The 18842-nt window shown below is 75.6% G+C and carries 15 protein-coding genes and 1 pseudogene; 11 read left to right on the top strand and 5 right to left on the bottom strand.

The features are described 5' to 3' along the window. Window positions 1-52 precede the first annotated feature (52 nt). From ACFVXK_RS11125 to ACFVXK_RS11160, 8 genes and pseudogenes are all read left to right on the top strand, one after another. On the top strand, window positions 53-949 hold the full coding sequence (locus ACFVXK_RS11125; RefSeq protein ID WP_389611219.1) for an IclR family transcriptional regulator: 897 nt from the start codon (window positions 53-55) through the stop codon (window positions 947-949). Between the two features lie 136 nt (window positions 950-1085). Further along, the gene (locus ACFVXK_RS11130) at window positions 1086-2078 is read left to right on the top strand and encodes a hypothetical protein (protein ID WP_389611220.1); all 993 of its coding nucleotides are present in this window, start codon (window positions 1086-1088) and stop codon (window positions 2076-2078) included. A 141-nt stretch (window positions 2079-2219) separates the two neighbouring features. Then, window positions 2220-3524, top strand: a complete 1305-nt coding sequence (locus ACFVXK_RS11135; RefSeq protein WP_389611233.1) for a sensor histidine kinase — start codon at window positions 2220-2222, stop codon at window positions 3522-3524. Beyond that, window positions 3521-4186, top strand: a complete 666-nt coding sequence (locus ACFVXK_RS11140) for a response regulator (protein WP_389611221.1) — start codon at window positions 3521-3523, stop codon at window positions 4184-4186. The genes ACFVXK_RS11135 and ACFVXK_RS11140 overlap by 4 nt, the downstream gene beginning before the upstream one ends. A gap of 62 nt (window positions 4187-4248) precedes the next feature. After that, window positions 4249-5697 (top strand): peptidoglycan D,D-transpeptidase FtsI family protein, encoded by a 1449-nt coding sequence (locus ACFVXK_RS11145; RefSeq protein ID WP_389611222.1) that lies wholly within the window; start codon window positions 4249-4251, stop codon window positions 5695-5697. A gap of 33 nt (window positions 5698-5730) precedes the next feature. Beyond that, window positions 5731-6261 (top strand): annotated as a pseudogene (locus ACFVXK_RS11150) (GNAT family N-acetyltransferase); the annotation flags it as partial. A gap of 65 nt (window positions 6262-6326) precedes the next feature. Further along, window positions 6327-7034, top strand: coding sequence for a DsbA family oxidoreductase (locus tag ACFVXK_RS11155; protein ID WP_389611223.1), 708 nt, complete (start codon window positions 6327-6329; stop codon window positions 7032-7034). A gap of 154 nt (window positions 7035-7188) precedes the next feature. After that, window positions 7189-8232: an aminotransferase class V-fold PLP-dependent enzyme gene (locus ACFVXK_RS11160; RefSeq protein ID WP_389611224.1), complete on the top strand. Its 1044-nt coding sequence runs from the start codon at window positions 7189-7191 to the stop codon at window positions 8230-8232. Window positions 8233-8655: 423 nt separating this feature from the next. On the opposite strand, the gene ACFVXK_RS11165 is transcribed toward ACFVXK_RS11160, so the two are convergent. Beyond that, entirely contained in the window at window positions 8656-9723 is a 1068-nt protein-coding gene (locus ACFVXK_RS11165; RefSeq protein ID WP_389611225.1) for a pyridoxal-phosphate-dependent aminotransferase family protein, read from the bottom strand. Window positions 9724-9787: 64 nt separating this feature from the next. On the opposite strand from ACFVXK_RS11165, the gene ACFVXK_RS11170 reads away from it, so the two are divergent. Both ACFVXK_RS11170 and ACFVXK_RS11175 read left to right on the top strand, forming a co-directional pair. Then, window positions 9788-10882 (top strand): amidohydrolase family protein, encoded by a 1095-nt coding sequence (locus tag ACFVXK_RS11170; RefSeq protein ID WP_389611226.1) that lies wholly within the window; start codon window positions 9788-9790, stop codon window positions 10880-10882. 304 nt (window positions 10883-11186) lie between these two features. Then, a complete protein-coding gene (locus tag ACFVXK_RS11175; RefSeq protein WP_389611227.1) occupies window positions 11187-12134 on the top strand; it encodes an SCO1860 family LAETG-anchored protein in 948 nt (315 codons plus the stop codon). A 307-nt stretch (window positions 12135-12441) separates the two neighbouring features. On the opposite strand, the gene cobC is transcribed toward ACFVXK_RS11175, so the two are convergent. Further along, window positions 12442-13851, bottom strand: coding sequence for an Rv2231c family pyridoxal phosphate-dependent protein CobC (gene cobC / locus ACFVXK_RS11180; protein ID WP_389611234.1), 1410 nt, complete (start codon window positions 13849-13851; stop codon window positions 12442-12444). A gap of 128 nt (window positions 13852-13979) precedes the next feature. Between cobC and ACFVXK_RS11185 the strand changes: the two genes are divergently transcribed. Further along, complete coding sequence (locus ACFVXK_RS11185; RefSeq protein WP_389611228.1) at window positions 13980-14729, top strand: ZIP family metal transporter; 750 nt, start codon at window positions 13980-13982, stop codon at window positions 14727-14729. Between the two features lie 20 nt (window positions 14730-14749). Here ACFVXK_RS11185 and ACFVXK_RS11190 read toward each other — a convergent pair whose 3' ends face one another. From ACFVXK_RS11190 to ACFVXK_RS11200, 3 genes are all read right to left on the bottom strand, one after another. Continuing rightward, window positions 14750-16168 carry a cobyrinate a,c-diamide synthase gene (locus ACFVXK_RS11190; RefSeq protein ID WP_389611229.1) on the bottom strand — a complete coding sequence of 473 codons (1419 nt, stop codon included), beginning with the start codon at window positions 16166-16168 and terminating at the stop codon, window positions 14750-14752. Then, the gene (gene cobO / locus ACFVXK_RS11195) at window positions 16162-16761 is read right to left on the bottom strand and encodes a cob(I)yrinic acid a,c-diamide adenosyltransferase (protein ID WP_389611230.1); all 600 of its coding nucleotides are present in this window, start codon (window positions 16759-16761) and stop codon (window positions 16162-16164) included. The genes ACFVXK_RS11190 and cobO overlap by 7 nt, the downstream gene beginning before the upstream one ends. Further along, the coding region (locus tag ACFVXK_RS11200) for a putative cobaltochelatase (protein WP_389611231.1) at window positions 16761-18842 on the bottom strand (2082 nt) is incomplete at its 5' end. The genes ACFVXK_RS11200 and cobO, both read right to left, overlap by 1 nt.

Raw genomic sequence — 18842 nt, forward strand, 5'->3', positions numbered from 1 at the left:
CGTCCACCGGGTGACAAGAGGCGATCGGGCCGACCAGAGGGGAAGCAGGCGCATGACGACAGCCGACGCGGCCGGGACGGCCGGACCACCGGCACCGGAACCTGAACCGGCAACCGCACCGGAACCGGCGACCGCAGCAGCACCGGCGACCGCACCGGCACCGGCGACCGCGCCCGCCGAGCCGGGACTCCCCGCCGCGGCGCCGCCGGTGAAGTCGGCGGTGCGCACGGTCCTGCTGTTGGAGCACTTCGCGGCCCATCCGGGACTGCACAGCCTCGCCGACATCCAGAGCGACCTCTCCCTGCCCAAGTCCAGCCTCTACATGCTGCTGCGCACCCTGGTGAACCTGGGCTGGGTGGAGACGGACGCGACCGGCACCCGCTACGGCATCGGCGTCCGGGCCCTGCTCGTCGGCAGCTCCTACATCGACGGGGACGAGGTGGTCGCCGCCGCCCGGCCGAGCCTGGACCGGCTCTCCGACGACACCACCGAGACCATCCACCTGGCCCGCCTCGACGGGACCAGCGTCGTCTACCTCGCGACCCGGCCCTCGCGGCACTACCTGCGCCCCTTCACCCGGGTCGGCCGGCGGCTGCCCGTCCACTCGACCGCCCTCGGCAAGGCGCTGCTGGCCACGCACACCGACGAGGAGGTGCGCCGGATGCTCCCGAAGCGGCTGGAGGCCGTCACCGAGCACACCATCACCGATCGGGAACGGCTGGTGGAGGAGCTGGCACTGGTGCGGGAGCAGGGGTACGCGGTGGACCGGGAGGAGAACACCCTCGGGCTGCGCTGCTTCGGGGTGGCCGTCCCGTACCGGACGCCGGCCCGGGACGCGGTGAGCTGCTCGGTGCCGGTGGCCCGGCTGACGGAGGACCACGAGCGGACCATCAAGGCGGCCCTGTTCGAGGCGCGTGACCGGCTGTCGGTGGTGACGCGGCGCATGTGAGGCGGTGGATCGGGGGGCGGCGCATGTGGGGCGGTACATGTGGGGCGGTGGCCGCGGGAGTTCCTCCCCCGCGCGGGGGAGGCGGTTCACCTTCGTGGGGGAGGTGGCGCGGCGGCGCGCACGGGACCGTTGACCCATGAGCACACGAGCCGTCCCCGTGACGCATCCGATGAGCATCACCCGGCCGTCCGTACCCCGCCTGGGGACCGGGCGGCGGATCCTGCGGGCCGCGGCCCTGGCCGCCACCTTGCCGTACCTGACCCTCAAGGCCGCCTGGCTGGCCGGGAGCCGGGCCGGGATACCGGACGGCAGCATCCTGCTGAGCGGCGGGACGGCCCTGACCGTGGGCAACGCGGTGACGCTCGCGATGGACGCCTGCGTGATCCTGCTCGTGCTCGTGCTCACCCGCCCCTGGGGGATGCGCGTGCCCGGCCCGCTGCTGACCCTGCCGGTCTTCGTCGCCACCGGGCTGCTCACCCCGATCGTCCTCGGGTACCCGGCCCAGCTCCTCGTCAAGGCCCTGGGCCTGGGCGCCGGCGAGGCGGCCCGGGCCGCCCGTGAACCCTTCCTCGACCCCTGGGTGTTCGCCGTCGTCTACGGCGGTTTCATCATCCAGGCGATCGCCCTGGCCGGACTGTTCGTCCCCTATGCGCGGGAGCGCTGGGGCGGGCGCCGGCCGGGGGCGCCCGGGCGGCCGCTCCCGTCCCCCACGGGGGTGGTGGCGGGAGCGGCCGCGCTGGCGGGCGCCGTCGCGGGCGCGGTGCAGCTGTACTGGGCCTTCGGCGGGACCGGGTGGCTGCCCGCCGAGCGGGCCGCGGCGTACTCGGCGGAGTCGGGCGTGGTCTCCGGGGCGCACGCGCTGTGCGCCTTCGCCGCGGCGGCCGGGGCGCTGCTGCTGGCCCGGGGCGGAAGACGGGCGGCGCGGTGGCCGCTGGCCCTGGCCTGGACCGGCGGGGCGGCGGCGCTGAGCTGGGGGGCGTGGACCCTCATAGCCGTCCTGGGGGTCAACCTGGGCGAGGGCGAACCCTCCACCGCCGGCTTCTTCCTGGCCTACGCTGACCAGATGATCACCGGACTGCTGACCGGGGCGGTGCTCGTCGGCCACTTCCGCGCCCGGAGGGAGGGCTGAGCCGGGGGCGGCCACGGCCGGGCGGGCGGGGAGCCGACGGCGGGGAGCCGGCGGCGGGGAAGCGGAGCGAGGGGGAAGGCCGTGAGCGGCAGCGTGCGCGGCTTCGGCGGGGGCCGGGTCGCCGGGGCGGTGGCCGGGGCGGTGCGGCGGTGGCCCGGGCTGCTGCTGGGGCGGCGGGCCCGGCTGCGCTGGGTGCACCTGATACTCGGCGGGGCCCTGCTGATGCCCTACTTCCTGCTCACCCAGGTGGTGGTGGGCACGGCGGCCGGCGGGGTCAACGTGATGGCCTCCCTCCCGCTGGCCCTGCTCGCCTACGTGGCCTCCTTGCCGCTGATCGCCCTGACGGGGCTGTTCGGGCTGGTCCGGCCGCTGTCGGCGATCGCCGCCCGGACCATGACCGCCGTGCCGGGCGACCGGCTGGCGGACGGCCCGGCCCGGTCCTGGGCGGCCCGCTGGCGGGCCTCGGCCTGGTGGACCCTGCACCTGGGCATAGGCGCGGTGGTCAGCGGGATGAGCCTGGCGGTACCGCCCATGGGCGTGGTGATGATCGTCATGCCGTTCTCCGGGACCCTGCGCGCCTCCATGTGGGGCGCGGCCTGGTTCGGCGAGGAGGCGGAGCCCTACGTCTCCCCGTTCATCGGCGTCGTACTGCTGGCCGCGCTCGCCGCCGTCTGCGCCGGGGCGGGGGCGCTGCTGGCCCGGCTCGCCCCCGTGCTCCTCGGGCCGACCGCGGCGGACCGGCTGGCCGCCGCCGAGGAGCGGGCCGCCGACCTCGCGGTGCGCAACCGGCTGGCCCGCGAACTGCACGACGCCGTGGGGCACGCCCTCAGCGCCGTCACCCTCCAGGCGGGGGCGGCCCGGCGGGTGCTCGACAGCGACCCGGCGTTCGTCCGCGAGGCGCTCGCCGCGATCGAGGAGACCACCCGGCGCACCGTGGGCGAGCTGGACGCGGTCCTCGGCCTGCTCCGGGACGGGGACCCGGCCCGGGCCGACGCCATGCCCGCCCCGACCCTGGCCGGGGACCTCGACGGGCTGCTGGCCCGCACCCGGGCCGGCGGCACCGTCCTCACCGCCGAGCAGGATCCCGGCTCGGCGGGGGACTGGGCCCAGCTCCCGGCGATCGCCTCCCGCGAGGCGTACCGGATCGTCCAGGAGGGCCTGAGCAACGCCCTGCGCCACGGCACCGGCCCCGTCAGCCTGCTGATCCGCGTCCACACGTCCGACGGCTCCCGTGAACTGGAGATCACCATGACCAACCCGCCCGCCCAGGACCCGCCCGCCCCCGACGGAGGCGCGGCGCGCCGCACGGGGGGCCGCGGGCTGCGCGGCGCCGCCGAACGGGCCGCCCTGCTCGGCGGCCGCGTCGAAGCCGGACCGCACGCGGGGGCCTGGCGGCTGCGCGCGGTCCTGCCGCTCGCCGCCCCCGCCACGGGCGGCGGGCGATGAGCCGGCCGCCGCTGCGCGTGGTCGTCGCCGACGACGAGCGGATGGTCCGCACCGCCCTGCGGGTCATCCTCGACGCCGAAGCGGGCCTGGAGGTCGTCGGAGAGGCCGCCACCGGCGCCGAGGCCGTCTCCGTGGTCCGCTCCCTGGCCCCCGACGTCGTCCTGATGGACGTGCGGATGCCCGAGATCGACGGCATCCGCGCCACCGAGCAGATCCTCGCCACCATGGCCGACCCGCCCCGGATCGTCGTCGTCACCACCTTCGAGAACGACGCCTACGTCTACGACGCGCTGCGCGCGGGCGCGTCCGGTTTCCTCCTCAAGCGCGCCGACCCCGAGGAGCTGATCGGCGCGGTCCGGCTGGTCGCCCGCGGCGACTCCCTGCTCTTCCCGGCGGCCGTCCGCACCCTGGCCGCCGCCCACACCTCCGCACCCCCGCCCGCGCCCCCGGCCTGGGCGGGGCGGCTCACGGACCGGGAGGCCGACGTCCTGCGCCTGATGGCCACCGGACTGTCCAACCAGGAGGTGAGCGAGCGGCTGGGGGTGGGCCCGCAGACCGTCAAGACGCATGTGGCCGCCGTCCTCGCCAAGACCGGCTCCCGCGACCGCACCCAGGCGGTCATCGCCGCCTACGAAGGGGGCTTCCTGATGAAGAAGGACTGAGAAACCGGCCACAATCGGGGCGCAGCGGAACGTACGGGCCCGGCGGAACGTCCTTCTGTGGGATGAACAAAACGATCAGGCGTGCGTCGGTCTTCTGTCTGCTTCTGGTGCTGGCCCTTTTGGTGCGGGTCACCTGGGTGCAGGCGTACCAAGGCCAGGCCCTCGCAGACAACAAGAACAACCGCCGCAACCTCATCGGGCAGTACGAGAACCCGCTGGGCAACATCATCGTCGGCGGAACGGCGATCACCGGATCGGAGAAGACGAGCGGCAAGGACTTCGGCTACAAGCGCACGTACACGGACGGCCCCCTGTACGCGCCGATCACCGGCTACAGCTCCCAGGCCTTCGGCACGAGCATGCTGGAGGGCGTCTACAAGAACGTCCTCAACGGCTCGGACAGCCGCCTGAAGACGGTGATGGACATCCTCACCAACAAGCGGGCCTCCCCGGGCAACGTCCTGACCACCATCGACAAGGACGTCCAGAAGGCCGCCTACGACGCCCTCGACGGCAAGCAGGGCGCCGCCGTGGCCATGGACCCGTCGACCGGTGAGATCCTCGCCGTGGTCAACAACCCCTCCTACGACCCGGGCCGGATCTCCGGGGCCGGTGACCAGGCCGCCTGGGACCAGCTGTCCGCCGACAAGGGCAAGGCCATGGAGAACGTGGCGCTGCGCAAGCCCCAGGCCCCCGGCTCCACCTTCAAGCTGGTGACCCTGGCCGCGGCCATCGAGAACGGGCTGGTCTCCAGCATCGACCAGCCGACCGGCGTCCCCGGCAACTACGTGATCCCCGGCACCCGGACGAAGCTGCCCAGCGAGGCGGGCGACGAGGCCTGCAACAACGTCTCCGCCCGTACCGCCCTCAAGCTGTCCTGCAACAACGTCTTCGCGGAGCTGGCCTCCAAGCTCGGCCAGGACAAGATGCGGGCCATGGCGGAGAAGCTCGGCTTCAACACGCAGATCGACACCCCGGTCCGCACCAACCCGCCGAGCAAGTACCCGACGAAGAAGCTGTCGGTCGACCAGGTCGCGCAGACGGGTATCGGCCAGTTCGACGTCCAGGCGACTCCGCTGCAGATGGCGATGGTGACCTCCGCCATCGAGAACGGCGGCAAGCTCGTCGCCCCGCACATGGTCTCGGAGGTGACCGACTCCGGCGGCTCGGTACTGGAGAGCTCCAAGGAGCCGAAGACCCAGCAGGTGCTGACCGCCAAGACCGCCTCGATGCTCCAGGACGCCATGCGCACCGTCGCCACCGAGGGCGGCGGCAAGCCCGCGCAGGTGGCGGGCGCCGAGGTCGGCGGCAAGACGGGCACCGCCCAGCGCGGCGTGAACAACAACATCCCGCCCCTCGCCTGGTTCACCTCCTACGGCAAGAAGGGCGGCAAGCAGATCGCCGTGGCCGTCATGATCGAGAACTCGGACACCGACCGCTCCGAGATCGGCGGCGGCAAGCTGGCCGCGCCGATCGCGCAGAAGATGATGGCGGCGTGGCTGAAGAAGTAGCCACCGCCTGAGGGATCCGTACGCGCCGGGAACCGACGGGGTTTCCGGCGCGTTCCCTCTCCCATGATCAGGACCGCACTCCTCGAAGACCTGGACGCCATCGCCGCCCTGCACAGCCGGGCGCGCGCCACCTACTACCGGGGCCGCGTCCCCGAGCAGGCCTACGCGGGGGAGGCCGAGCTGGTCCGCTCCCGCGAGGGCTGGTCCCGTGCGGTGAGACGGACCGAGGCCGAGGGCCGGGTGTTCTGCGCCGAGCGGGACGGGCAGATCACCGGGGTCGCCGCCTTCCTCACCGCCGACGGCGAGACCACCCTCACCCAGCTGCACGTGGACCCCGTCCACTGGCGCCGGGGCACCGGGGCCGCCCTGCACGCGGCCTGCGTCACCGCCTGGCGCCGGGCCGGTGTCGAACGGGTCCGGTTGGAGGTCTACGAACACAACGTCCGGGCCCAGGCCTTCTACGCCTCCCACGGCTGGCGCCCCGACCCCTCGGCCGTCCCCTCCGGCTCCCACCGCACCCTGTGGCTGGAGGTGGCCGAGGCGGCCCAGGCGTCCGGGGAATGAGACGGGACGGCGAATGGTTGAACCTCTAACCAACCCCCACCCGGAATCCGGAGAGAAGAAGGATCATGCGCGTCGAGATCTGGAGCGACATCGCCTGCCCCTGGTGCTACATCGGCAAGGCCCGCTTCACCAAGGGCCTGGCCGAGTTCGCGCACCGCGACGAGGTGGAGGTCGTCTACCGCTCGTTCGAGCTCGACCCGCACGGCGCCAAGGGCGTCACCGCCCCCGTCCTGGAGATGCTCGCCCGCAAGTACGGCCGCACCCTGGAGGAGGCCCGCGGCATGGAGGAGCACGTCGCCGCGAGCGCCCGCGCCGAGGGGCTGGAGTACCGCACCGACGGCCGCGACCACGGCAACACCTTCGACATCCACCGCCTCCTCCACCTGGCCGCCGCCCGCGGCCGCCAGGTGGAACTCCTCGACCTCGCCTTCCGCGCGAACTTCGCCGAGGAGCGGTCGGTGTTCGACCCCGAGGTGCTGCTCGCCCTCGCGGTGGAGGCCGGGCTGGACGAGGCGGAGGCCCGCGCGGTCCTCGCCGACGACTCCGCCTACGCCGCCGAGGTCCGCGCGGACGAGCGCGAGGCCGCCGAACTGGGCGCCAGCGCCGTCCCGTTCTTCGTCCTCGACCGCCGCTACGGGATCTCCGGCGGCCAGCCCGCAGAGGTGTTCACCCAGGCACTGGAGCAGGCCTGGGCCGGCCGCGAGCTGCCCGAGCCGGCCGCCGGCGCCGAGGCCTGCGAGCCCGACGGCTCCTGCGCCGTGCCCCAGGCCTGACCCACGCCGCCCCGCACCCGGGGCGCCCCGCCCACCTCCCGGGCCGGGCGCCCCGGACGCCGCCGTCCACCCCACTGGCCATAAGGCTTACTTTGAGCCCGCATGGGAAATTCGACAATGGACTTTGAGTAGGCTCTCGCGCAGAGTGGACGCCATGGAACTCCCGCTCTCCGCATTCGCCCACTCCACCACCTACCTCGACACCGCCGGCGCCGGGGTGCTCCCCCGCTGCGCCGTCGCCGCGGTACGGGAGCTGGCCGAGGCGGCCGGAGCCGGACTGCCCGCCGGGGCGGGCGACTTCGGCGTCGTCGAGCGGGTGCGGTCCTCCTTCGCCCGGCTGGTCTCGGTCGACCCGCGCCGCGTCGCCGTCGGATCGACCGTCGCCACCCACGTGGGCCTGATCGCGGCCTCCCTGCCCGCCGGAGCCGAAGTCCTCGTGCCCGAACGGGAATTCGCCTCCGTCGTCAACCCCTTCGTGCTCCGCGGCGACCTCGGCGTCCGCTTCGCCCCGCTGGACTCCCTCGCCGGAGCCGTCCGCCCGCACACCGCCCTGGTCGCACTGTCCGCCGTGCAGTCCGCCGACGGCCGGGCGGCGGACCTCGCCGCCGTCCGCGCGGCGACCGCCGCACACGGGGCGCGGATGCTCGTGGACGCCACCCAGGCCGCCGGGTGGCTGCCCTTCGACGCCTCGCCCTACGACTACACGGTCACCGGCGGCTACAAGTGGCTGCTCGGCGGCCGCGGCGCCTCCTACCTGACGGTCTCGCGGGAAGCCCAGTCCGGGCTGACGCCGCTGCACGCGGGCTGGGTGGCGGCCGAGTCCAAATGGGACGCCGTCTACGGTCCGATGCGGCAACTGGCCACCGACGCCCGCCGCTTCGACGAGTCGGCGGCCTTCCTCCCGTACTACGCCGCCGAACCCTCCCTGGCCCTGCTGGAGCGGATCGGCGTCGAGGCCGTCCACGCCCACGACACCGCCCTCGCCGCCCGCTACCGGACCGGCCTCGCCCGCCTCGGCCACCGGCCGGTGCCCGGCGACTCCGCGATCGTCTCCGTCCCGGGCCTGGCCCACCGGCAGCCCGCCCTCGAGGCCGCGGGCATCCGCACCTCCGCCCGCGACGGAGCGCTGCGGGCCTCGTTCCACCTCTACAACACCGAGGCGGATGTGGACCGGCTGCTGGACGCCCTGACCGGCTGACGCCGCCACCGCGCAGAACCGCCGGGCGGCCGCCGGGGCCGACGGCCAGGGCCCCGGCCACCACCCACCGCGCGCCGTCCCGGCAGCCGCTCGCCGCCGGGGCGGACCGGGGCGGACCGCCGCCCCAGCCGACCGGGCCGAGGGCCAGGGCCCCGGCCATCCGCCGCGCGCCGACCGCCGCCCGCTCGCCGCCGAGGCGGGACCGGGCCTCGGGGCCGACGGCAAGGGCCACCGCCGCCACCCGTTTGCCGCCCCGGCACCCGCTCGCCGCCGGGGCGGACCGAGGCGGACCGCCGCCCCGGCCGACCGGGCCGACGGCCAGGGCCCCGGCCATCCGCCGCGCGTCGGCCGGCAGTCGCCGTGCGTCGGCCGGCAGCCGCTTGCCGCCGGGGCGGGACCGGGTCCGGCCCGGTGGTGCGCCCCCTACCAGGCCGCCGAAGCCGCCTCCACGGCCGCGTCCGGCGTCACCGACAGGGCCGACGCCAGGGCGCGCAGCGACGCCGTGACCGCCTCCGGCGAGGCCGCCGGGCCGTAGTGGTTGACCCGGACCATCTCCTGCGCCAGCGCCCCGCCGCCCGCCGCCAGCGGGGCCGACGCCTCCGCCGCCAGGGCCCGGGCCACCACCGCCGACGCGTCCGGCACCCGCAGCGTCGTCGCCACCGGGGCCGCCTGCGCCGGGTCCCCGACCCACGGGGCCAGGCCGAGCGCGGCCGCGCCCGCGCGGGTGGCCCGGGCGGCCGCCGCGTGCCGGCCGAGGACGCCCTCCAGGCCCTCCTCCGCGATCCGGTCCAGGCAGGCCTCCAGCGCCAGCATCTCCAGCTGCGCCGGAGCGTGCAGCAGCGTCCGGCGGCCCCCGTCGATCCAGCGCTCCTTCCAGTCCAGCAGGGAGAGGTACGAGCGCCGGGGCGCGGCCGGGTTGGCCGCGAACCGCTCCCACGCCCGCTCGCTCACCGACACCGCCGAGACCCCCGCCGGCCCGCCCATCGCCTTCTGCCCGCCGATCACGCACAGGTCCACGCCCCACGCGTCCGGCAGCAGCGGCTCGGCGCCCACCGAGGCCACCGCGTCCAGCATGAACAGCGCCCCGTGCGCCCGTACGGCCTCGCCGATCTCCGCGACCGGGTTGGTGTTCCCGGTGGCCGCCTCGGCGTGCACCAGCGAGACGAAGTCGATCTCCGGGTGCTCCTCCAGCGCGCGGGCCACCTGCTCCCCGCTCACCGCCGTGTCGAAGGGCACCGCCAGGTCCACCACCTTCGCCCCGGCGTCGCGCAGCCAGTTGCCGAACGTGGTCCCGTACGGGCCGGTGACGACGTTCAGCGCCGTCGAACCCGGCCGCGCCCCCGAGCGGATGCAGCCCTCCAGCGGCAGCAGCGCCTCGCCCTGGGTGATCACCACGTCGTGCCGGGTGTCCAGCAGCCGTGCGACGCCCCGCTCGACGGCGGCGAAGCGCTCGGCGGTCAGCGGCGGAAGGTCCAGCAGGGGGTGGGTCACGGCGGTGCTCTCTTCGTCCGGGGTCTCCGGCCGAGCCTACCCAGCGCGCACGTACAGTGCGGGCATGAGTGATCACAGCGGTGTGCTCCATGTGAAGGGACGCGTGCTCGCCGGGCCCCACGAGGTCCACGACGAGCTCTGGGTCGTCGGCGGACGGATCACCTACGAGCGGCCGACCGCCGCCCGCGAGGTCACCACCGTCACCGGCTGGGTCCTGCCGGGCCTGGTCGACGCCCACTGCCACGTCGGCCTCGACGCCCACGGCCCGGTCGACGCCGCGACCGCCGAACAGCAGGCCCTCACCGACCGGGACGCCGGCGCGCTGCTCATCCGTGACGCGGGCTCCCCCTCCGACACCCGCTGGATCGACGACCGCGAGGACCTCCCGAAGGTCATCCGGGCCGGCCGGCACATCGCCCGCACCCGCCGCTACATCCGCAACTACGCGCACGAGATCGAGCCGCCCCAGCTCGTCGAGTACGTCGGCCGGGAGGCCCGGCGCGGCGACGGCTGGGTCAAGCTGGTCGGCGACTGGATCGACCGCGAGGCGGGCGACCTGACGGCCTGCTGGCCGCGCGCCGAGGTGGAGGCGGCCATCGCCGAGGCCCACCGGCTGGGCGCCCGGGTCACCGCGCACTGCTTCGCGGAGGACTCGCTGCGCGACCTGGTCGAGGCGGGCATCGACTGCGTCGAGCACGCCACCGGGCTGACCGAGGACACCATCCCCCTCTTCGCCGAGCGCGGTGTCGCGATCGTCCCCACCCTCGTCAACATCGCCACCTTCCCGAAGCTGGCGGCGGGCGGCGAGGCCAAGTTCCCCCGCTGGTCGGCACACATGCGCAGGCTCCACGAGCGGCGCTACGACACCGTGCGCGCCGCCTGGGACGCGGGCATCGGGGTGTACGTCGGCACCGACGCGGGCGGCTCCCTGCCGCACGGCCTGGTCGCCGCCGAGGTGCAGGAGCTCGTCAAGGCCGGGATCCCGGCGCTCGACGCCCTCTCGGCGACGGCCTGGGCGGCCCGCGAGTGGCTCGGCAGGCCCGGGCTGACCGAGGGCGCCCCCGCCGACCTGGTGGTCTACGGCTCCGACCCGCGCGAGGACGTACGCGTGCTGGCCCGGCCGGAGCGCGTCGTCGTGAACGGGACGGTCCGCGCCTGAGCGGCGACGGCGCCGTGTCGGCGCGGGGTTGACGCGTCGTAACGCGTCCGCCCCGGCTGTCGTTATCGCTGTCCGAAACCGGCGGTTCCACCGGCCGGGGCGGTGCGTGAGGGAACTCGTGTGCCGTATGAGGCGCCACAAATCGAATACACGCATGGAAACCACCCGTTGGGGTGAACTCACGCCAGGTGGCTGCCCGTTCACTCACAGTGCGTAAAGATTTCGAGCGTCGAAGCCGTCGGCGCGTGCGATGTCCCCCATTGGCGCCCGCGACGGCACCCAACTCCCCGGGGGTTCCACCACCTTGAACAGCAACACCTTCCGTCTGCCCGCGGCCGTTCTGCTCGCCACGGGGGCGGTGGCCCTGCTCGCCGCACCGCCCGCCCTCGCCACGGACGGCGGCAACGGCGGCGGCGGCCAGGGCACTTCCGGCGCCGTCGTCCTGCGGACCGGACTGGAGGTCGGCCTCCTCAACAAGACCGTGGACATCCCGCTGAAGGCCACCCTCAACGAGGTCAGCGCCCCGGCCACGGCCGAGAAGACGGCCCTCACCGTGACCCTCGACGGGGCCGAGCAGGGCCGCCCGGTGAACGTGCTCACGGCGGACGTCGCCACCGCCAAGGCGACCGCCGACCGCAACGGCGCCCGCGCCGAGGCGAACCTCGCCCACGCCCGCGTCCACGTCCCGGGCCTGCCGGCGCTCTCCCTCGTCGAGGTCGAGAAGGTCACGTCCAAGGCCGACTGCGAGGCCGGCGCGAAGCCGGTCGCCACCAGCAACGTCCTCGGCACCGTCACCGCCCTCGGCAAGAAGGTCACCCTGACCGCCGGCGGCCCCACCAAGATCGAGGTCCCGGGCGTGGGCTCGGTCTCCCTGGAGCTCTCCGGCACGCAGACCACCTCCACCACCGCCGCGGCCGCCGCGCTCCGCCTCAAGGTGTCGGTGAACCCGCTGAACCTCAACGTGGCCCAGGTCGAGGGCGAGGTGGTCCTGGCCGAGGCGCACTGCGAGTCCCCGAAGACGGCCGCGACCCCCGCCGCCAAGCCGGACGCCAAGCCGGACGCCAAGCCGGACGCCAAGCCGGACGCCAAGCCGGACGTCAAGCCCCAGACCGCCCTGACGGGCTCCACCCAGGGCAACCTCGCCGAGACCGGCGCCGCTTCGGTCACCCCGTGGGTCGCGGGCGGCGCGCTGCTCCTGCTCGGCGCCGGCGCGGGCGCCCTCGTCCTGACCCGGCGCGGCCGCAGCTCGTGACCCCGCAGGCCGTCAGCGGGTCGCGTGCGTCAGCCCCTGGCCGGCCGCGCCACGCGACAGCACGGCCGAGGTGACCTCCTGGTCCACCCGGGCGGACACGACCTGCTCGGCGGCCGGCACCCCGCCGCCGTCGCCGCCCCCTGCCGCGCAGGAGGTGCGGACGGCGCGGCCGGGTCCTGCCGGGCCGGCCCCCCACCGCCCTGCCTCCCCCGGTCACCGCGGGGAGGTGCCATCGGCGCGGGCCGGAATGCGCGGCGCGCGATCCGGCCGCGGCCGACGCCGGGCCGCGCCGGGACCCCGCCCCCTGTTACGGCGCGGCCAGCGCGAGGGCGTGGTCCAGGGCCTGGAGCAGGCGGCCCGTCGTCGCCCGGTCGCGGACGGCCAGGCGCAGCCACGAGCCGTCCAGCCCCGGGAACGTGTCGCCCCGCCGCACCGCGAAGCCCAGGGCCCGCAGGCGGGTCCGGACCTCCGTCGCACCGGGGACGCGGACCAGGACGAACGGGCCCTCGGCCACCCCGCAGACGGTGACCTCCTCGAACTCCGCCAGCCCCGCCAGCAGGTGCGCCCGGTCCACCGTGATCCGGCGGGCCGCCGCCTCCGCCTCCTCCAGCGCCTCCGGTGCCACACACGCCTCCGCCGCCACCAGCGCCGGGGTCGACACCGGCCACAGCGGCTGCGCCGCCGCCAGCTTCGCGATCACCTCCGGCTCGGCCAGCACGTAGCCGATCCGCAGCCCCGCCAGCCCCCACGTCTTCGTCAGGCTCCGCAGCACCACCAGCCCCGGCACGTCCATCCGCCCCGCCAGTGCCTCCCGTTCGCCCGGGACGGCGTCCATGAAGGCCTCGTCCACCACCAGGGTCCGCCCCGGCCGGGCCAGCGCGGCCAGCGTCGCCGCCGGGTGCAGGACCGACGTCGGGTTGGTGGGGTTGCCCACCACCACCAGGTCCGCCTCCTCCGGCACCGCCCCCGGGTCCAGCCGGAACCCGTCCTCGGGCCGCAGCAGCACCCGCTCCACCCGGTGCCCGGCGTCCCGCAGGGCCGCCTCCGGCTCGGTGAACTGCGGGTGCACCACCACCGGCCGCTCCGCGTCCAGCGCCCGCGCGATCAGCACGAACGCCTCCGCCGCCCCCGCCGTCAGCAGGACCCGTTCGACCGGCAGCCCGTGCCGCCGCGCCACCGCCGCCCGGGCCGCCCGGCCGTCCGGGTAGGCGGCGAGCTCCCCGAGGGAGGCCGCGATCCGCCGCTTGAGCCACTCCGGCGGGGTGTCCGAGCGCACGTTCACCGCGAGGTCCACGAGCCCGTCGCCCGCGTCGGCCACCTCCGCGTCCCCGTGGTGGCGCAGGTCGTGCTCCTCGACGGTGGCCACCGCGCAGGTCGCCGCCACCGAACGCCGCTTGGGCACGAGGAGCTCCCCGCCGCCCGCCAGCGCCGCCGCCTCCGCCACCGAGGCGGTCCCCGCCGCCTCGCGCACGGCCGGCGAGGGGTGCGGGACGGGGATCCGCGCGAGCTCCTCGGCGGGATAGCCCACCAACGGCACGCCGAAACGTTCCGCCGCACCCGCGATCCCGGGCTCCCGGATCTTCGAGTCCACCGTGGCCAGCGCCGTCACCGCCGCGGCGGACAGCCCGGCCCCGCGCAGGGTCTCCTCGACCAGCGCGCAGACCTCCGCCACGGAAACCCCCGCGCGTCCGCCGACCCCGACCACCAGCCGCGTCACGTACTCGCCCACCGGGGTCCTCCCTCCGTACTGGTGTCCGTCGTCTGTCGTCTGTCGTCATCACGGTGACGTCCGCCACCCGCGCGGCGGAAGTGCGCGCGGCGCCGCCAGTCGGTATCCAGGGGCACATGGCGGTGATCGTGGCTCTGGGCGCGTTCCTGATGACGCTGGCGGGCGGCTGGACGGCGCAACGCGTCACCGACCGCCGCCACCTGGTCCTCGGCCTGGCCGGCGGGCTGATGCTCGGCGTCGTGGGCCTGGACCTGCTCCCGGAGGCCCTGCACGCCGCCGGCCGGGACGTCTTCGGGGTCCCGCTCGCCCTGCTGCTGTTCGTGGCCGGGTTCCTCGCCGCCCATCTGGTGGAACGCCTGCTCGCCGTCCGGCAGGCCTCGCACGGCGGGAGCAACGGCGCAGGTCACGGGCACGACCACGGCGGCCGCGTGCCGCAGGTCGGGCTCACCGCCGCCGCGGCTATGGTCGGCCACAGCCTCGCCGACGGCGTGGCCCTCGGCGTCGCCTTCCAGGTCGGCGGCGGGATGGGCGTGGCCGTCGCGCTGGCCGTCATCACGCACGACTTCGCCGACGGGTTCAACACCTACACCCTCACCACGCTGTACGGGAACGCCCGTCGCAAGGCGCTGATGATGCTCTTCGCGGACGCCGCGGCGCCCGTCGTGGGCGCCGCGTCCACCGCGCTGTTCACCCTTCCGGAGGAACCGCTGGGGGCGTATCTCGGGTTCTTCGGAGGGGCGCTGCTGTACCTGGCGGCCGCCGAGATCCTGCCCGAGGCGCACCACGAGCACCCCGCCCTGTCCACGCTGATGTGCACGGTGGGCGGGGTGGCCGGGATCTGGCTCGTGGTCGGCCTCGCGGACTGACCGGACCGGTCCGGCGGTCGTCACCGGCCGGCTGCCGCGAAGCCCGCGGCGGCCGCCGCGAACCGCGACGCCACGGACGGCTGCGCCGCCCAGTGCGTGTGCAGGTAGCTGGCGTGCACGCCGCCCTGGACGAAGCCCTCGACACGGCGCTCGGGATGCGTGAACCCCCAGGCCGGAGCCGGTCCGGCGGCGGGCTCGACCAGCGTCCGGTGGAACTCGTGGCCCCGCAGCCGGGTGCCGGCCGCCGCGAGCGGGCTGTCCGACACCGCCACCGCCTCCCGGTAGCCGAGCGTGAGCCGCTCCGACATCCGGGCGTCGGCGTCGAGCACCCCGCACATGGGCTTCCCGTCCAGGGAACGCGCCAGGTACAGCAGCCCGGCGCACTCCGCCGCGACCGGCCCGCCGGCCGCGGCGAAGGCGGCGACGGCCGCGCGGAGCGGGGCGTTCTCCGAGAGCTCCGGGGCGTACACCTCGGGGAAGCCGCCGCCGATCACGAGGCCGGCGGTGCCGGGCGGCAGGGCCTCGTCCTTGAGCGGGTCGAACGTGACGACGTCCGCCCCGGCGGCGCGCAGCAGCTCGGCGTGCTCGGCGTAGGAGAAGGTGAACGCGGGGCCTCCGGCGACGGCGATGAGGGGGCGGCCGTACGGACCGGGTCCGGGCAGCGCCCGGTTTCGGGAAGGGGCGGGGTGGGGGAGTGCAGCCGCCTCCGGCGACCACGGCTCGCACGCAAGCGCCGGGGCGGACCGGGCCAGCGCCAGCAGGGCGTCCAGGTCGCAGCCCGCGCGGACCTGGTCCGCCAGGGCCGCCACCGACGCCAGTGCGTCGGCCCGCCGTTCCGCCACCGGGACCAGGCCCAGGTGCCGGGACGGGGTCGCCACCTGCGGAGCCCGCCGCAGGACGCCGAGGACCGGCATGCCGGCCTCCTCCAGGGCCTCCCGCAGCATGACCTCGTGCCGGTCGGAGCCGACCTTGTTCAGGATCACCCCGCCCAGGCGCACCTGGGGGTCGAACGAGGCGAAGCCGTGCACCAGCGCCGCCACCGACCGGGACTGCGAGGAGGCGTCGACCACCAGCACCACCGGCGCCCGCAGCAGCTTCGCCACCTGCGCCGTCGACGCCAGCTCGCCCCGCCCGGCCGCCCCGTCGTAGAGCCCCATCACGCCCTCGACCACCGCGAGGTCGCACCCGGCGGCCCCGTGCGCGAACAGCGGGGCCACCAGCTCCGGCCCGCACATGAACGCGTCGAGGTTGCGCCCCGGCCGGCCCGTGGCCAGCGCGTGGTAGCCGGGGTCGATGTAGTCGGGCCCGGCCTTGTGCGGGGACACGGCCAGGCCGCGCTCCGCGAAGGCCGCCATCAGGCCCGTCGCCACGGTGGTCTTGCCGCTGCCGGAGGACGGCGCGGCGATGACCAGCCGCGGCACAGTGGACGAGGTCACCACTCGATGCCCTTCTGGCCCTTCTGGCCGGCGTCCATCGGGTGCTTGACCTTGGTCATCTCGGTGACCAGGTCCGCGAACTCCAGCAGCTTCTCGGGGGCGTTGCGGCCGGTGATGACCACGTGCTGGGTACCGGGCCGGTTCCGGAGCACCTCGATCACCTCGTCCACGTCGATCCAGCCCCAGTGCATCGGGTAGGCGAACTCGTCCAGCACGTACAGCTTGTGCGTCTCGGCGGCCAGGTCGCGCTTGACCTGCTCCCAGCCCTCCTTGGCCGCCTGCTCGTTGTCGAGCTGCGCGTCGCGCTGGACCCAGGACCAGCCCTCGCCCATCTTGTGCCAGACGACGGAGCCGCCCTCACCGGAGGCGCCCAGCACCTTCAGCGCGTTCTCCTCGCCGACCTTCCACTTCGCCGACTTGACGAACTGGAACACCCCGATCGGCCAGCCCTGGTTCCAGGCGCGCAGCGCCAGCCCGAACGCGGCCGTCGACTTGCCCTTGCCCGGGCCGGTGTGGACGAAGACGAGCGGACGGTTGCGGCGCTGGCGCGTCGTGAGCCCGTCGTCGGGAACGGTGGTCGGCTGTCCCTGCGGCATCAGGCGGCCCTCCTTGAGGTTTCGTGGGTACGTACGTTCTTGACGAGCCCGGCCAGCGAGTCGGCCCGCAGTCCGTCGAGGGTCACGGCGGTCGCGCCCAGATCGGCGGCCAGCGCCCCCGCGAGCCCCAGCCGCACCGGCCCCGACTCGCAGTCCACGACCACCGAGGCGACGCCCTCGGCGGCCAGCAGCCGGGCGCTGCGCCCCGACAGCTCGCGCGGGTCGCCGCCGACGGCCCCGGCCGAGGTGGCCCGCCCGTCGGTGACGACCACCAGCAGCGGACGCCGGGAGGGGTCCCGCAGCCGCTCGATGCGCAGCACCTCGTGCGCCTTGAGCAGGCCCGGGCCGAGCGGGGTGCGGCCGCCGGTCGGCAGCTTCTCCAGCCGGGCGGCGGCCGCGTCCACCGAGGAGGTGGGCGGGAGCGCCAGTTCGGCGCCGGCCCCGCGGAAGGTGACCAGGCCGACCTTGTCCCGGCGCTGGTAGGCGTCCAGCAGCAGCGACAGCACCGCGCCCTTGACCGCGCTCATGCGCTGCCGGGCGGCCATCGAGCCGGAGGCGTCGACGCAGAACAGCACGAGGTTGCCCTCGCGGCCCTCCCGGGTCGCCTGGCGCAGGTCGTCCTTGCGCACGACGAGGCCGGGGCCGGAGCGGCCGCGCGCCTTCTGGTGCGGGGCGGCGGCGTGCACGGTGGCCGCCAGGTGCAGCTTCGTCAGCTGGCCGCGGGGGCGCTGGGCGCCGGTGGTGCGGCCGTGCGCGGTACGGGCCCGCGAGCGCCGGCCCGCCGCGCCCTCGCCGAGGCCGGGCACGCTCAGCATCTTGGTGCGGAACGGCTCGGCGGCCGCCACGGCGGCCTGTTCGGCCCCGCCCGCTCCGCCCCGGGGGGCGGAGGGCTGGGCCTCGGGGGCCTCCTGCGGCTCCGGAGCTTCGGGCGCGTCGGGCGCGTGCCCGGTCTCGGGACCGCCGCCCTGCGGGGGCACTCCGCCGCCGTCGCCCCCGCCCCCGCCGTCGCCGTCCGGGCCGCCCCCGCCGTCGCCGTCCGGGCCCTCCGGCTCCGGGTCGGGCTCCGGCTCCTCGTCGGGGAAGCCGTCCAGGATCTCGTCGAGCTTGTCCTCGTCCAGGCCGGGCGCGTCGAACGGGTTGCGGCGGCGCCGGTGCGGCAGCGCGAGCAGCGCCGCCTGCCGGACGTCCTCCTTGAGGACGCAGGTCCGTCCGGCCCAGGCCGCCAGGGCGGTCGCCGTACGGGCCATCACGATGTCGGCGCGCATCCCGTCGACCTCGAAGCCGGCGCAGGTGGCGGCGATCTGGAGCAGCGCGGTGTCCCCGAGCGCCACCTGCGGGAGCAGCGCCCGCGCGGCCACCACCCGGGCGCGCACCTCGCTCTCGTCCCCGGCCCAGCGGGCGGCGAAGCCGGCGGGGTCGTCCTCGTACGCGAGCCGGCGGCGCACCACCTCGACGCGCTGCGCGGGCTCCCGGGAGGCCGCGACCTCGACGGTCAGCCCGAACCGGTCGAGGAGCTGCGGGCGCAGCTCGCCCTCCTCGGGGTTCATGGTGCCGACGAGGAGGAAGCGGGCGGCGTGCCGCACGGAGACGCCCTCGCGCTCCACGTACGAGGCGCCCATCGCGGCGGCGTCGAGGAGCAGGTCGATCAGGTGGTCGTGGAGGAGGTTGACCTCGTCCACGTAGAGGATCCCGCGGTGCGCGTCGGCGAGCAGGCCCGGCTCGAAGGCCTTCACGCCCTCGGCGAGGGCCCGTTCGATGTCGAGGGCGCCGACGAGGCGGTCCTCGGAGGCGCCGACGGGCAGTTCGACCATCCGCGCCGGGCGGTCGGTGCCGGGGCCGCTCTCGTGCGGGCCGTCCGGGCAGGCCGGGTCCGGGGCGGCGGGCGCGCACGAGAACCGGCAGCCGGGGACGACGTCCACGTGGGGGAGCAGGGCGGACAGCGCGCGGACGGCGGTGGACTTGGCGGTGCCCTTCTCACCGCGCACGAGCACACCGCCGACCGCCGGGCTCACGGCGTTGAGCAGGAGCGCCAGCCGCAGGTCGGACTGGCCGACCACTGCGGTGAACGGGTAGGGGGTGCT

It is taken from the genome of Streptomyces sp. NPDC058157, from assembly GCF_042884105.1.
Lineage (GTDB): Bacteria > Actinomycetota > Actinomycetes > Streptomycetales > Streptomycetaceae > Streptomyces.